This window comes from Streptomyces sp. NPDC003247, from assembly GCF_042888135.1.
Classification (GTDB): domain Bacteria; phylum Actinomycetota; class Actinomycetes; order Streptomycetales; family Streptomycetaceae; genus Streptomyces.
Window position 1 is genome coordinate 25,889 of record NZ_JBIAPF010000023.1, and the last position, 13,264, is coordinate 39,152.

15 protein-coding genes, 3 pseudogenes and 1 riboswitch are annotated in these 13,264 nt (G+C 70.0%); of the genes and pseudogenes, 4 read left to right on the forward strand and 14 right to left on the reverse strand.

Going from position 1 to position 13,264, the window contains the following annotated elements; genetic code table 11:
* Nucleotides 1-75 precede the first annotated feature (75 nt).
* Nucleotides 76-1,848, forward strand: coding sequence for a DUF5605 domain-containing protein (locus ACFYWQ_RS41965; RefSeq protein ID WP_389525637.1), 1,773 nt, complete (start codon nt 76-78; stop codon nt 1,846-1,848).
* A 294-nt stretch (nt 1,849-2,142) separates the two neighbouring features.
* Here ACFYWQ_RS41965 and ACFYWQ_RS41970 read toward each other — a convergent pair.
* The 9 genes and pseudogenes from ACFYWQ_RS41970 to ACFYWQ_RS42010 form a co-directional block, all read right to left on the reverse strand.
* A pseudogene (locus ACFYWQ_RS41970) lies at nt 2,143-2,319 on the reverse strand (transposase); the annotation flags it as partial.
* Nucleotides 2,273-2,902, reverse strand: coding sequence for a hypothetical protein (locus ACFYWQ_RS41975; RefSeq protein ID WP_389525640.1), 630 nt, complete (start codon nt 2,900-2,902; stop codon nt 2,273-2,275). The gene ACFYWQ_RS41975 and the pseudogene ACFYWQ_RS41970, both read right to left, overlap by 47 nt.
* Nucleotides 2,856-3,155 (reverse strand): annotated as a pseudogene (locus ACFYWQ_RS41980) (Tat pathway signal sequence domain protein); the annotation flags it as partial. The gene ACFYWQ_RS41975 and the pseudogene ACFYWQ_RS41980, both read right to left, overlap by 47 nt.
* Nucleotides 3,116-3,790 carry a transposase gene (locus ACFYWQ_RS41985; protein ID WP_389525726.1) on the reverse strand — a complete coding sequence of 225 codons (675 nt, stop codon included), beginning with the start codon at nt 3,788-3,790 and terminating at the stop codon, nt 3,116-3,118. The pseudogene ACFYWQ_RS41980 and the gene ACFYWQ_RS41985, both read right to left, overlap by 40 nt.
* A complete protein-coding gene (locus ACFYWQ_RS41990; protein WP_389525643.1) occupies nt 3,688-4,161 on the reverse strand; it encodes a transposase domain-containing protein in 474 nt (157 codons plus the stop codon). Before ACFYWQ_RS41990 ends, ACFYWQ_RS41985 begins: the two co-directional genes overlap by 103 nt.
* Before the next feature lie 293 nt (nt 4,162-4,454).
* On the reverse strand, nt 4,455-4,952 hold the full coding sequence (locus ACFYWQ_RS41995) for a GNAT family N-acetyltransferase (protein WP_389525646.1): 498 nt from the start codon (nt 4,950-4,952) through the stop codon (nt 4,455-4,457).
* A 69-nt stretch (nt 4,953-5,021) separates the two neighbouring features.
* Nucleotides 5,022-5,912 carry a bifunctional 5,10-methylenetetrahydrofolate dehydrogenase/5,10-methenyltetrahydrofolate cyclohydrolase gene (locus ACFYWQ_RS42000; protein ID WP_389525649.1) on the reverse strand — a complete coding sequence of 297 codons (891 nt, stop codon included), beginning with the start codon at nt 5,910-5,912 and terminating at the stop codon, nt 5,022-5,024.
* A 21-nt stretch (nt 5,913-5,933) separates the two neighbouring features.
* A riboswitch (ZMP/ZTP riboswitch) is annotated at nt 5,934-6,020 on the reverse strand.
* Between the two features lie 69 nt (nt 6,021-6,089).
* Nucleotides 6,090-6,356, reverse strand: a pseudogene (locus tag ACFYWQ_RS42005) (transposase); the annotation flags it as partial.
* Between the two features lie 199 nt (nt 6,357-6,555).
* Nucleotides 6,556-6,681, reverse strand: coding sequence for a hypothetical protein (locus ACFYWQ_RS42010; protein ID WP_389525651.1), 126 nt, complete (start codon nt 6,679-6,681; stop codon nt 6,556-6,558).
* A gap of 446 nt (nt 6,682-7,127) precedes the next feature.
* Here ACFYWQ_RS42010 and ACFYWQ_RS42015 point away from each other — a divergent pair, with 446 nt between their 5' ends.
* Complete coding sequence (locus ACFYWQ_RS42015) at nt 7,128-8,366, forward strand: transcriptional regulator (protein ID WP_389525654.1); 1,239 nt, start codon at nt 7,128-7,130, stop codon at nt 8,364-8,366.
* Nucleotides 8,367-8,733: 367 nt separating this feature from the next.
* Here the strand turns inward: ACFYWQ_RS42015 and ACFYWQ_RS42020 are convergent, their stop codons facing one another.
* From ACFYWQ_RS42020 to ACFYWQ_RS42035, 4 genes are all read right to left on the reverse strand, one after another.
* The gene (locus tag ACFYWQ_RS42020; protein ID WP_389525657.1) at nt 8,734-9,690 is read right to left on the reverse strand and encodes a transcriptional regulator; all 957 of its coding nucleotides are present in this window, start codon (nt 9,688-9,690) and stop codon (nt 8,734-8,736) included.
* Between the two features lie 54 nt (nt 9,691-9,744).
* Complete coding sequence (locus ACFYWQ_RS42025; RefSeq protein WP_389525660.1) at nt 9,745-10,404, reverse strand: hypothetical protein; 660 nt, start codon at nt 10,402-10,404, stop codon at nt 9,745-9,747.
* Nucleotides 10,388-10,807 carry a hypothetical protein gene (locus ACFYWQ_RS42030; protein WP_389525663.1) on the reverse strand — a complete coding sequence of 140 codons (420 nt, stop codon included), beginning with the start codon at nt 10,805-10,807 and terminating at the stop codon, nt 10,388-10,390. The genes ACFYWQ_RS42025 and ACFYWQ_RS42030 overlap by 17 nt, the downstream gene beginning before the upstream one ends.
* Nucleotides 10,808-10,976: 169 nt before the next feature.
* Nucleotides 10,977-11,117 (reverse strand): hypothetical protein, encoded by a 141-nt coding sequence (locus tag ACFYWQ_RS42035; protein ID WP_389525666.1) that lies wholly within the window; start codon nt 11,115-11,117, stop codon nt 10,977-10,979.
* Nucleotides 11,118-11,328: 211 nt separating this feature from the next.
* On the opposite strand from ACFYWQ_RS42035, the gene ACFYWQ_RS42040 reads away from it, so the two are divergent.
* Nucleotides 11,329-11,940: a hypothetical protein gene (locus tag ACFYWQ_RS42040; RefSeq protein ID WP_389525669.1), complete on the forward strand. Its 612-nt coding sequence runs from the start codon at nt 11,329-11,331 to the stop codon at nt 11,938-11,940.
* On the opposite strand, the gene ACFYWQ_RS42045 is transcribed toward ACFYWQ_RS42040, so the two are convergent.
* Entirely contained in the window at nt 11,918-12,457 is a 540-nt protein-coding gene (locus ACFYWQ_RS42045) for an AAA family ATPase (protein ID WP_389525672.1), read from the reverse strand. The genes ACFYWQ_RS42040 and ACFYWQ_RS42045 overlap by 23 nt on opposite strands.
* A 205-nt stretch (nt 12,458-12,662) precedes the next feature.
* On the opposite strand from ACFYWQ_RS42045, the gene ACFYWQ_RS42050 reads away from it, so the two are divergent.
* A complete protein-coding gene (locus ACFYWQ_RS42050; protein ID WP_389525675.1) occupies nt 12,663-13,076 on the forward strand; it encodes a hypothetical protein in 414 nt (137 codons plus the stop codon).
* Nucleotides 13,077-13,264 lie beyond the last annotated feature (188 nt).

Consider the following 13,264-nt stretch of genomic DNA (forward strand, 5'->3'; position numbering starts at 1 on the left):
TGCCTGCCGACCGGCCGACGCTCCCTGTTCGTTCCCCCCACTCGCAAACGCAATACACATTGACAGGAGAAAGCGATGCCTTTCGGCCCCGACACCTCACTGGCCGATCTGCTGGCCGCGGAGGACGCCGCAGCAGTTCTGCAGCGTCACATTCCGGGCATCCTCGAAACGCCTGACTTCACGATCTTCCCGTTCGTCCCCCTGGGGAAGATGCTGACCTTCAACACTCCTCTGGGGGAGGCCCCCGCCTCCCTGGAGGAGTTGTGGCGGGACCTCGCAGCGCTGCCTTCGAGCCCGCCGGTGCGCGTTCCCCAGCAGGCCCCGCGCGGGCCCGGCGCGGACTACGAGACCTCCGACGTCCCCCGGGCGTCGGCGAAGGTGACCGGCGTGTCCGGCGCGGAGCGATGGGGAATCGCCGAGGTGGTGGTGGAAGGACCCAGCCACGGCAACCCCTTCGCCGAGGTGGAGCTGGACGCGGTGTTCCGGCGTCCGGGCGCGGAGGAGGTACGGGTCGGTGGTTTCTACGACGGCGGGGGAACCTACCGCATCCGGTTCCAGCCTTCCGGCACCGGCACGTGGACGTTCGAGACCCGGTCCAACGCCCGCTCCCTGGACGGGCTGACCGGGTCGGTGGAGGTTCTCGCCCCGTCGGCGGACAACCGGGGCAACGTTCTCGTGGAAGACACGTATCACTTCGCCTACCAGGACGGGACCCCGTACCTCCCGCTCGGTACGACGGCGTACGCCTGGACCCACCAGACGCCGGAACTGCAGGAAGCCACGCTGCGCACACTGGCCGACGCACCGTTCACCAAGATCCGGATGTGCCTGTTCCCCAAGTCGTACTTCTTCAACTCCAATGAGCCGTCACTGTTCCCGTACGTGCGGGACCCCGGCGGAACGTTCGACTTCAGCCGGTTCGACCCCGCGTTCTTCCAGCACCTGGAGCGGCGCATCGAGCAGCTCCAGCACATCGGAGTGCAGGCGGATCTGATCCTCTTCCACTCCTACGACCGGTGGGGCTTCTCCACGATGCCGGCCTGGGCGGACGACCTCCTCGTGCAGTACGTGGTGCGACGTCTGGCGGCCCACCGGAACGTGTGGTGGGCCCTGGCCAACGAGTACGACTTCCTGCCTCACAAGACGGAGGACGACTGGGAGCGGATCGCGGAGATCATCGGCCGGGAGGACCACGTCGGTCACCTCACCTCCATCCACAACGGGGTGGAGTTCTACGACCACACCCGTCCCTGGATCACGCACTGCAGCATCCAGAGGGTCGACGTCTACCGCACCGCGGAGAACACCACCCAGTGGCGGGAGAGGTACGGCAAGCCGGTCGTCATCGACGAGTGCGGCTACGAAGGCGACATCGACGCGATCTGGGGCAACCTGAGCGCGCGCGAACTCGTGCGCCGGTGCTGGGAGGGCGCCGTGCGCGGTGGCTACGTCAACCACGGCGAGACGTACGACGACAAGGACGAAGTCCTCTGGTGGGCGAAGGGCGGGGTGCTGCGCGGCGAATCGGCCGAGCGCATCGGCTTCCTGGCCCGCATCACCGCCGAGGTGCCCAGCGGCCGGATCGAGGCCCTGCCCTCCGCCCCCTGGGACGTCGCGTGCGGCGGCGACGAGGACCACCGCATCATCTACCTCGGCCTCGGCTGCTCCACCTTCCGCTGGATCCAGCTCCCGCAGGACTCGCAGTGGAACGTCGATGTCATCGACACCTGGAACATGACCGTCCAGACTCAGCCGGGCGTGGCGGAGGGACGGGTCAGGGTGAGCCTCCCCGGTCGCGAGTACATGGCCGTACGGCTGAGGCGCGTGACGACCCGCGCCGACGGCTGATCCCCGGGAGACGCAGAAGGAGGGGCGGCACGCACTGAACCGTTCCGGGTTTGACGAATGCCCATGCCCTGGGCGAGGAGGTCGTGGACGAGGGCATGGTGGACGGCGGGCCCGTTCGGCGAACTTGCCCGTCGGATCCTCGCCCTGATCGTCCTGGGTGGGGGCCGCCTCGGCCGGCGTCTCCCGCTCGGGCTCTGGCTCGGGGGCAGCCGGCGGGAGTTCGCGCAGGCAGGAGCGGTGAGCGGCCACGGTCTTCTCGACCGCTGTGGTGATGTTCTGCCAGAGGTGGAAGCGGTCGGCGACCTGCAGAGCCTGGGGTGCGGCGGTGGCGGCTGCTTCGGCGTAGGCGCCAGCGCGGTCGCGGCAGACGACCTCGATTCCGGGGTGGGCCGCGAGCCATGGGGCGAGGGTGGCTGCGTCACGTTCAGGTAGCAGGTCGAGGACTTGGTGGGTCTCGGAGTCGATCACCATGGTGCCGTAGACGTGGCCACGCCGCAGTGCGAAGTCGTCCACGCCGACCGCCCGGGGCTCGGTGGCTGCCGGGTCGGGCAGCTCCATCACCCGGCGAGTTGTCCCACGCGTAGCCGCCGACGTCGTACTTCCAGACGTGCCGGTCCCGGTCGTAGCTGTGCATGATGTCGCCGTAGTCCCAGAAGCCGTACCAGGAGCGCTGGTCGACCTGTTCCCGGTGGTGCCTCTGCACGAACTCCAGCCGATCCTCCAGGACTTTCCGTGCCGGGGTCGAACGGTCGACGGGCGTCCAGACGCCGAAGATGCCGGCGCTGTGGTTGTGCTGGGGTCGGAGACGAGGAGGGGCGGGGTCGCGGCGGCTTCGGCCAGTTCCGCGAAGTGCTGGGCGTCCGGGGTGCTGGCCAGGGCCCAGAACACCTGTGGTGAGCCAACGTAACCGCTGCCCTTGCCACGGCGTCCGGCGTCGGCCCTGATCCGGCTGTGCCCCGCTCGGTCCGCTTCCGGATCTCCAAGCCGTGGGCGTTGAGCTGTACGAGGGTGCAGTCGCCGAAGGCCGGGATGTGGGACAGGCGGGTGGAGACACGGGGGTCCCAGGTGCTGGTATCGGCCGTGGCTTCGCCGGCGACCTGGGCCGCCCGGACGGCTTCCCCGGGGTCGCGGCGCAGGCCGGTGATGCCGCGGACGGCTTCACCGAGGACTCCGTCGCCCTCGCCCGCGGGCCGGACGTGGCGAGAGCGGCCGGCCTCGCCGGATGGCTGGCCTGGGACATGGGCAACAACGGCTCCACCCGTGCCCGCTACGGAGCCGCCGCCAACGCGGCCAGGTCCGTGGGTGATGCGCCTTCGACGACGGCACCGCCTACCGGGCGGAACTGTCCGCCCGCGTCGACCAGCCGGCCGTGTCCGACGACCCGGTCCTCCAGCGCGACCTCCGGCTGCTGGACTCCTGGTGGGCCGACCTGACCGGGGCGCTGGAGAAGGTGGCGGCCGCCGACACCGACCGCGTCGCCGTACGTCAGCAGTACAAGCCGGTAGAAGCCGGTAAAGGCGGTGCCGTCGGCGCAGGTCACCGTGACCTCGGCATCGATGACCCGGACGCTGACGGTGCCGATCACCGACAGGTAGGAGCCGTCGTCGAGACGGGCCAGGACCGGGGTGCGCCGGTTGCTGCGCAGTCGGCCCAGGACCTTCGCGCCGGTCGCGGTTGCCTGTGCGAGGAAGGCGTTGGCGTCCAAGCCCTTGTCCCACAGCACCAGCATGTCGGGCCTCAGCAGGTGCAGCAGTCGGCAGGCGTAGGCGGTCTCGCCCTCGTCGGTGGGGCCGAAGACTACGCCGATCAGGGACCTTGTCCCTGCCCCGACCAGCGTCATCAGCTCCAGCGTGGGATATCCGTGATGGGCTGTCCGCCCGAGCCAGGCTCGGTTGCGGGGCGAATCGGGTACCCGCAGCGACCTACAGCCGTCGAAGGACACCGTCCGGTAGGCGCCGAAGCGCACCCCCGGCGTGGTCGGCGGGCCAGCGGACCGGCGGGCACCTCGAACAGCGACCGTACTGGCGCGGCCCCCAGCCGCCGACGAAGGTCCCGCAGGGCCTTCGCGCTCGGCGAGGCCACCGGCATCCCGGCCAGACCGCCGGTGAGCTTGTCCCAGACCAGCCGGTAGCCCCCCTCGGGGAACAGGCACCTTACGAGCAGGAAGTACCTCCCGACCCGTGACGGCAGATCACGCAGCCGCCGCTGCACCGTCCGCGTCTCCGCCAGCACCGCGTCCACCAGCTCGAACGGCACCACGGCGGTCAGCTCTCCCAGATGGCCCGGCGCGAACCGGCCCGCCGCTACGGTCACCGTACGGGTGATGGCCGTAAGCGCGGACGGCCGGGCAAAATGAACCCGCAAAGGAGCTCCTCACGTACAAGCTGTCTTGGTCGACTGCCTGTACCAACGAGCTCCGTTGTGCTTTCGCCTCGACCCCTCAACGTGCTTGCATGACCTGCGAAAACGCTAACTTCCCGGCCTTGGTGGAAGTCCCCTGGGCACTCATCACCATGATGACCCGACGCCTCACCCGCAAAAGTCCCCGCACGAGCCAGTGGGCGAAGAAGCCACGTTGACCTGCGAGAACCGCAGACTTCCGTGCTTCACAGTGAGGTCGACTTGTCCACCGAGTACACCGTGACCGGATTCCCGAAGAGCTTGTCCTCACGCAGAGAGGCAAAGCCGAGCCGTTCCGCCACGCGCACCGAGGCGGTGTTCCCGGGACGGATCAAGGAGATGAAGTAGGGCTCGTTCAAGGTCGCGAACCCCCAGTCCAGACAAGCGCGGGCTGCCTCGGTCGCATAGCCGTGGCCCCATGCCTCGGCCTTGAGAGTCCAGCCGAGTTCCACCTCACGGAAGTTCTCCCAGTAGTTCAACCCCACCCGGCCGATGAACTCACCGCTGGACTTCAGCTCGACAGCACACAGCCCATGCCCCCGTTCGGCCCACTGCTGCTCGACTGAGGCCAGCCGGTCCAACGCCTGCTGGTGTGAGTAGGCGCCGACGAACCGGTTCACCCGCTCATCGGCATGGAGCGCAACGAACGCGTCGACATCCTCAACCCGAAGAGGGCGCAGGAAAAGCCGTTCAGTCTCGATCACCCGAACAGCCTATCCACGCGGCCATCGGCACACTCCGGCATCCGGACCGCCGGGGACAGTTCGGCCTCGTCAGCTCGAAGAAGAAAATACCTGCTCAGGGCTGGCCAGCCCGAGCTGGATGGATGCCGCGTCGACCGTCTGAGCCAGCAGGACTGCGATGGTCATGGGCCCGACCCCACCAGGGACTGGTGTGATCAAGCGGGCGCGAGTGCGGGCGGTGTCGAAGTCGACGTCGCCGACGTTGCCGGGGTTGTATCCGGCGTCGATCACGACGGCCCCCGGCTTGACGTCTTCGCCTCGAATAAGCCGAGGCCGTCCCACGGCCGCCACAACAACGTCTGCTTCCCGCACGATCGCGGCCAGATCAGTCGTACGGGAGTGGCAGTAGGTGACCGTGGCATCCCGGGCGAGCAGGAGCATTCCGACGGGCTTGCCGAGGATCGCGCTTCGACCCACGACAACGGCATGCTGACCTGCGAGATCGACGTCGTACTCGTCCAGGAGCCGCATGATCCCGCCCGGGGTGCACGATGCGAAACCAGGCAGCCCGAAGCTCATCGCTCCGAAGGAGCTCATCGTGACCCCGTCGACGTCTTTCTCCGGCGCGATGGCCTCGAACGCTGCCCGCTCATCGATGTGGGGGCCTACGGGGTGCTGAAGCAAGATGCCGTGCACCCTCGCGTCCCGTGAGAGAGACTGGAGCGTCTCCACCAGCTCAGCCGTTGTAGTGGTGGCCGGCAGGCTGACAAGCCGGGACTCGATGCCCGCCTTCGCGCAACGCGCCCGCTTCATCCGTACGTACGTCACCGAAGCCGGATCTTCACCCACCAGCACCGTTGCCAGGCACGGCGTCACGCCGACACGCCGCGCAAGCTCTGCCGCCTTGCCTGCTGTCTCCTCGACGATGCGTCGGGCAACGCCAACACCGTCCATAAGCAGGGCTGTCTGTGTCTGGGACATGGTCGCCTCCAGGCGTCGCTGACCACTCGCCCAGGCGCACGGCATCGACCGATTCGTCAGACCGCTCCCCGGTGGTGCTCCACCTCAGCGCCAGTCACGGCCCAGGCACCACTCTAGTGGATGGCGCTTCCACTGATCATGAACGGGAAGTTGAAAAACACCTACTCACCTTGTTCTTTAACTTTTCAACCGTTGTAGGGCGATAAGTGTCTTCTCGCGCCGGACGGTTTTGCCCACGTGGTAGCGGGGTGCTCGGTGTCTGTTCGGGGTGCCAGGCGGTCGCCCGGGGCCGGGCCGGTGGGGTTTCGGTGCCCTGGCGGGGCAGGGCATGTGCTGGCGGAGGTTCCGAAACGTCCGCCGGACCCGGGCGGGTGTGAGCCGGTGCGGTGCGGCCGGCTTCTCCCAGGGATGCCGCAGGTCGTGAGTGACCGGGCGGGCGAGCCGTCCGAGTCGTTGAAGGCCTGCCGGCCGAGGGTGACCTCGAAGGCGTCGGCCGACGCCAGCACCGGCAGCTCGGGCGTGGTCTGGGTGTTCACGGTGTGCTGCATGGGACGTGCCTTCCTGGCTGATGGGCCGGCCTCGCCGGGCGGCGCGGCCGGTGGTGCTGTGCTCCCCGTGAGAAGCAGAGGGGAAAAAGAGGAGGTCAGACCCTGACCCACTCCACCGCGCCCTCGCGGTATCCCTCCTGGTCGCGGCCGAGGGTCACCGCGTCGATGTCCTGCATGTGCAGAACCGGCATGAGGCTGTCGGACATCTCGTGCTGCTGCATCGTGTCCTCCGCTTTCGTTCTCGCCGGCCCGTCCGGCGCACTTACAGCACACACGTTCGGAGGCGGGGGCGGTATCCGGTGCCGGCCGGTGTACGGCGGTGCTTGCGGCCGCGGCGGGGACCGGGCGCATGCCGGTGCGCACGCGGCGCTCCACCGGTGCTTTACGGTGAATTACCGCATGCCCTGGGCGAGTTGGGGGTGCCGCCATACCCTGGTAGGCCCCTGTGGCCGTGGCAGTTCAGGAGCACCGATGGGCAGGCCTCCGCTCCATCAGCAGCCCAACACCCTGCTGGCGCACTGGATGAGCCGCTGCGGCCTGTCCAACAACCGTCTGGCCCGCCTGGTCACCGAGCGCGGCGCCGCACAGGGCGTCACCGGGCTGGCCACCGACGAGAGCCGGGTCCGGGGTCCGGGCCTGGCTCAAGGGTGCCGTCCCGCGCGAGCCCGTGCCGCGCCTGATCGTGGAGGTACTCAGCGCCGAGACCGGCATGGACCTCACCTGTGCCGATGTCGGACTGCCCGGTGAAGCCGGGCAGGTCGGCGTGCGCACCCCGTGGACCCGCACCGGTGCCCTTGCCGCACTCAGCCAGATCATCCGGAGTGAAATGATGCTGCCCGACACACGGACCGGCCCCGACGCCGCCGACGTCCACACCGGCCACGACCTGTTGAGCCCGCTGCAGGAATGGGCTCTGGCCCGGCCGGAGGACTCCGCCGGCCCCACGCCGCGGCGCGGCCGCCGTGTCGGTATGTCCGATGTGGAGGGCATCCGGCAGATCACCAGTGCGTTCCGCGACCTCGACAACCAGCACGGCGGCGTCCTGTCCCGCTCCGCCGTCCTCGCCCAGACCGACGCCGTCCTGTCCCTGCTGAAGACCAGCACCTACACCGAGGACGTCGGCCGGGCCCTGTTCTCGGCCGCCGCCGACCTGGGAAGCGTCGCAGGCTGGATGACCTTCGACGCCGGACGCCACACCAGCGCGCAGCGCACCTTCGTCTGTGCCCTCCACGCCGCGGCCGAAGGCGACGACAAGCGGATCGGCGCCCACATCCTGCAGTGCATGGCCCGCCAGATGTCCCACCTCGGCCACGTCGAAGACGCCCTCGACCTGGTCGCGCTCGCCCAGTACGGCGCGCGCCGCCGGCTCTCCCCCGCCGCCACGTCCATGCTCGCCGCGCTGGAGGCCCGATTCCAGGCAATCATGGGCCGCGTCGCCGACAGCGACGCCGCAGCCGGACGGGCCATCGACGCCTTCGAATGCGTCGACCAGGGGAACGAAGACCCCCACATGGCGTTCTTCGACCTCCCCGAACTGCAGGCCACCCTCGGCATGGCCCACCAGATCGCCGCCAAACACGTCGACGGCGCGGCCCGCACCCGTCACGTCCGCCGCTCCGCGGACCTCGTGACAGTCGCCCTGGCCGGCCGCCCCGAGCACCGCAAGCGCAGCACGGCTTTCGACCACCTCGGGCTGGCCCGCACCCACCTCGCCGGCGGCGCGGTGGACGGCGCGGCCGAAGAGACCACGCGCTGCCTTCACCTGCTGGGAACCGTCCAGTCCCGGCGCGTCGCCGACCGGCTCGTCGAACTCCACGACGAAGCGGAGCCCTTCGCCGACACAGCACCGGGACGCCATCTGCGCGAACAGATCCACAGCTGGCTGGGCATGTCCACGATGGGATGACCAGACGTCTTCCGCCCGACAAACCGTCCCGCAGGCGCCCGTCATGGCCAATCGCCGCCGAGGTCCCGCCCCTGGCGGCACGGCTGTTGAAGCCCCGCCGCGTGTTGCCCCCGCCCCGGCAACACACGTCGGCGTGGCCCGGACGACATCGCCAGCAGGCTGGCCAGGAACTGGCGGTGGGGTACGACGGCCGCACAGCGGCACGGTGCTGGTGCGGCACTGCGAAGCGGTGGGCGGCCGCACAGCGGCACGGTGCTGGTGCGGCACTGCGAAGCGGTGGGGTACGACGGCCGCACAGCGGCACGGTGCTGGTGCGGCACTGCGAAGCCGTACCGGCCCGGGCGGTCCCAGTCTGGATTTACACAGATCAGATGGGGTGCACGACGGTGCGGTGCGCGTAGTCGCACAGGCCCGGCAGATCGGGCCTGAGGCCGACGACCCGTGCGGTCAGCGCGCGCACCGAGGGCCTGCGGACCTCCAGAGGAGCGGCGAGCTCGATGAGGCGCAGCTGGGCGAAGGCGCCAGCTGTATCACCGGCGTCGAGGAGGGCGCGGGCGGTGTCGGTGGCGGCGCGGGCGCGGCGCTCGGCGGTGGGCATCTGGGCGGGGCGCAGCCGGCGGGCGTGGGCGAGGGCGGTGTCGATGTCGCCGAGGTGGCGGTGGATCCCGATCCGGTAGAGGGCGCACTGGTCAGCGGTCAGCTCCGGGGGACGGCCGGTGGTGTGCGGGTGGCGGGCGAGGCGGGCGGCTGTCTGCTCGGCCTGGGCCGCGAAGTCGTGGGCGAGGTCGGGCCGGTGGGCCTGGGCGGCGGTGTAGGCGGCGGTGAGCGCCGCCATGCCCGCCGCGTCCAGCTCGGCGGCGGTGGGCCGGGGGCCGGCCGTCAGGTGGGTGCGCGCCTCTTGGAGCAGGTGCAGGGCCTCGCCGGTGCGGCCGGTGCGGCGCAGTGGGGTGGCGGCCGCGCGGGCCGCGGCGGCGAGCACCACGGGATCGCCTGAGCGGCGGGCTGCGGTGCCGGCCTGCTTCGCGTAGTCGCCGGCTGCCTCGGTGCGGTCTTGCTTGACGGCGAGCTGGGAGGCGAGCACCCACACGTCGGCGGCTCGGGCGGCGCCGGCCGGGCTCTGCTCCGTGCTGTGTGCGGCGGCGGCCAGGAGCAGCGGCAGCACCTGGTCGAGCCGCGTGTAGGAGCCGGCGGTGAACAGCCGGCGGGCCGCGGCGACGTCGCCGGCGGACAGCCACGGTGCCGGGGCCGCCCACGCCGCTGTCGGCCCGGCGAAGACGCCGGCTCCCAGGGCAACTCCCGCCGTCAGCACACTTCGTCGCTTCACACCGGCCCCTTCGCCTTGGACGCCGCTCCGAGCCACTGCAGCCTCGTGATGACGCTACGGCCGGGCGGGGCGGCCGGACAGGGCGCACAAGCTGGCCGTGCGCGCCCCGTCCGGGTCTGTCCACGACGGGACGCGCCGGGGCTCCAGGGGCGCCCGGCCGTCTGAGCCGTCCGCGGGGCCTGCCGGGGACCGTGACGGGTCGGCCGGCGAGGAGCAGCGGGCCGGCTTCGCCCCGGCTGCTGGCCGACGACGCGGCCAGGTCCAGCCGCCCGCCGCTGCCCGCGCCCGGGCCAGGCGGAACCTCACGTCCCCGGCCTCGTCGGCCTCGTACGGGGCGTCTCCGACAGCCCGCAGCAGAGCCCGCAGCCTCGGGTGGGGGGCCTGCATTGCCCGGCCGCGCACACCCTCGCCGCGCAGGACGACCAGGGTGAAGGAGGCCACGTTCACGCCGGTGCGGTGGTGACCGTCGGTGTGGGCCACCGACTCCGGGTGCTCCACGACGGAGGCCACCGCGTCCGGCCCGGCGATGGTGTACGTGAGCACCAGGTCGCCGCGCTGGAGCATCACCTGTCCTCCCGGCTCCACCATCGGGCTGTCGTCGTTGGTCGACATGGCCACCTTGCCGATCATCGGCCCGGCACCGACCTCACGGACCTCGTCGAACTGCTCCACGGTGGCGTCCACGAACCGCTCGGAGTCAGGCAGCACCAGCACGCAGTGCCCGTTCCACACGGTCCCGGTCCAGCTCGGCGTGAGCGATCCGTAACGGGGTGCCGCCCCCGGCCTTGGGCTGAACTGCCAGATCGACCGCCAGGAGTTCCGCCCGCACCCCGAGCTGACCGTAGGCGTTCCGCAGCGTCAGGCACGCGTCCACACACACGTTCGCCGGGACCCGGCCGTCAGCGAGGGCCGCCCACAGGTACGGCAGCACCAGTTCCACCAGCTGGTCCGGCTTCGCGTGCTGCAGCAGCGTCGCCGTCTGATCCAGGCTGCCGCGCAGGGGCAACCCTCCACCAGGCAGAACCCCGGCCGCCTCACGCGGGCGCGGTACCGAGGGGTGACGTGGGGCCCGCTTCTGCGGCGTCCGGTGCTTCCTGCCCGGCTTCTGCGTCGACATGAGCAGAGCGTAAAGACCCTAACCCGCCCTGGGACAGACCGCGTTCACGCCCGTGACGGACCGACGCGTCGACTCGGCCGTCGTAGCTCTGCCCAACCACCGCGGGCCATTTCAGCTCCGGTCGGACCTGTCAGGGCAACAGGTCCGACCTGGACCGAGACACTCGGCGTCAGAAGAGGGCGTCCGGCTCCCGCGACGACTCGGTGATCGAGAAGGCGAGCTGCCCCTGTGCGGGCTGCTCGGGAACGCGTCGAGACGTTCGTCCCTGGACCCGCCGCCCCAGGTGCCGGCCGTGTTCACGGTGCTTCATCTGGACAGCCGTGGGAGCCACGCCGTCGCGCGACACAGCAGGAGGAGGAGCCAGTGCACCGCCGCCGGTTCAGGGCTCGCGCCTTCCCCATGCGTGTTACACCGATCGTCCAGATGGCCGCGTAGACAAGGGCGAGCCCCGCCAGAAGCCGGGTGGTGTCGGGCATGCCGATGGACGCTGCCAGAGGTGCCACCGCGAGAGACGACACACCTTGGAAGGCGGAGGAGAGACCGAAGACGAGGACCATGACACGGCCGCGGATGTGGTCGGGTGTCGCGAGCTGAAGGCCGTTGACGGCGAGGATGGCGCACGCGCCCACTCCGATGTGGCCGATCAGCGCTGCGGCCATGCCGTGACCGAAGGCTGTGACCTGGGCCAGGGCAAGATAGCCGACCCCGAAGAGCGCCAGGGCGGCTCCGGCTGCGTGCAGTCTCCGGCGCATCGACCCAGCGACAAGGCGTCGGCCGAGGAAAGGACCGAGTACGGCACCGAGTCCTTGAGCCAGATACAGGACCCCTACGCCTGCGTCGCCAACGTGAAAACGGTCAAGGGCGTAGACAGGCAACAGGCCGACCATGCGTCGGACCGCCGCGAACCCCCGGATTGCACGGGTTCATTGGACGCGTCGCTTGCCAACGTTTGCGAACACCATTCAACCGGGCGAGGAGGCCGGAGACCGAAGACCGGCGGAACACAGCGGGGGCGCGAAAGTTCGTGGGCGCCGGTCTTCTCCGCAGACTCCCACCACGACCAGCGTGAGCGCCCCGGAAAGCGGTCACGCCAGCTCTTTGACCCGATGATCACCCCCAGCCTGCTGCCCTGAGCACGGATACGGCGACGTCAGTGACGGAGCCTGTGCCGGCATCGACGGTGAAGTCATCGACTGCGGACCGGCTGAGGATTCCGTCCAGTTCACCGGACCGGTTCAGGTGCCACTGCAGGACTTCGGGCTCGCTGCCGTGGCGCTGGGCCAGTCGCTGGTGGATGATCGGAAGCTCAGCCCGGAGCCGGCAGACCGTGAGTTCAGCACCTACGGCATCGGCCAGCAGTTTCCGCTCGTCCTGGTCCTCAATTACACCAGCGAGGACGAGGCGCGTCGCTCCGGCTTCGAGGGAGTGACCGGTGACGCTCCGTAGGTTCCGCAGGAGCATGCCGAAGTTGAACCGGTCACCGGGAGGCGCAGGCCACGACTTGCGCAGCCAGTCGAGATCGAAGACGGCATGAGGGACACCGGCGTCGGTGAGAAGGTCGCCCACGGCCTCGGCAACGGTTGTCTTGCCCACGCCGACAGTGCCATTGAGGAGGAGGGCGTGAATCTCCCGAGGGCTGTCTGCGTGCATCCCGGCATCGTACGTCGAACAACTCGGGCTACAGACTCGCGCACCGGAAAACCGGCAACCAACCCGCTGACGGACGATCTACTGCGCAGACAGTCGCCCACGACCAGCGAGAGCACCCCGAGAACCGGTCATACCAGCCCTTTGACCAGCAACTTCAAGGTGGCAGAGGCTCAGTGGGCGGCCGCTGCGCGTGGGCCTGCGGGAGATGCTTGGCGACCTACTCGATTTTGCGGCCGCCCGCACCCTGGAGGACCCTGCCCTCGGTGTTCCGCGCAGGGTCTTGCTCACCGCGGCGGAGTGCGCCCTCGGGGAGCTGGTGCTGGGCTGCTTCCCTGGCGGGGACTGGGACGTCCCCCTGCCTCTCGTCGGCGAGACGCTCACCAGGGGTGAGGAGCTGCGCTACGAAGAGGAGCGGGAACCGGTTTCGCTGTCCACCACTGCCCGGACCTGGGTCGAGGCCTTCGCCCTGTGTGTGGTCAGCGGCTTGGTGTGGCAGCGGGACCGGGTGATCGGTCCGCTGCTCCACGAGGACTACGCGCCGGCCATCCGTGACAGGGTGCCCTACTCGAAGCGGGAGCCGGTGTCGGCTCCGGCCGATCTCGCCGAGATGCCCATGTGACGGAAAGACCTTTGGCGCCGGGTCGCCGCAGGCCCTCTACCTGCGGCATCAGACGAAACGCCGCCGCGTTCCCCGACGCCGGTATCCCGCCGGGTGACCGCCCGGTCCTCCCGCCCGAAGTCACCAGCAGCGGCCGCGTCACCAGCCGCAGGCCCTTTCCGATGACACCAGTCGAATCCCCTTGCCCA

Coding starts and splice junctions, on each gene's coding strand:
- ACFYWQ_RS42045 (WP_389525672.1), bottom strand. CDS start 12,457: ATGCACGCAGACAGCCCTCGGGAGATTCACGCCCTCCTCCTCAATGGC.
- ACFYWQ_RS41965 (WP_389525637.1), top strand. CDS start 76: ATGCCTTTCGGCCCCGACACCTCACTGGCCGATCTGCTGGCCGCGGAG.
- ACFYWQ_RS42050 (WP_389525675.1), top strand. CDS start 12,663: ATGCTTGGCGACCTACTCGATTTTGCGGCCGCCCGCACCCTGGAGGAC.
- ACFYWQ_RS42000 (WP_389525649.1), bottom strand. CDS start 5,912: ATGTCCCAGACACAGACAGCCCTGCTTATGGACGGTGTTGGCGTTGCC.
- ACFYWQ_RS42030 (WP_389525663.1), bottom strand. CDS start 10,807: ATGTCGACGCAGAAGCCGGGCAGGAAGCACCGGACGCCGCAGAAGCGG.
- ACFYWQ_RS42010 (WP_389525651.1), bottom strand. CDS start 6,681: ATGCAGCAGCACGAGATGTCCGACAGCCTCATGCCGGTTCTGCACATG.
- ACFYWQ_RS42035 (WP_389525666.1), bottom strand. CDS start 11,117: ATGAAGCACCGTGAACACGGCCGGCACCTGGGGCGGCGGGTCCAGGGA.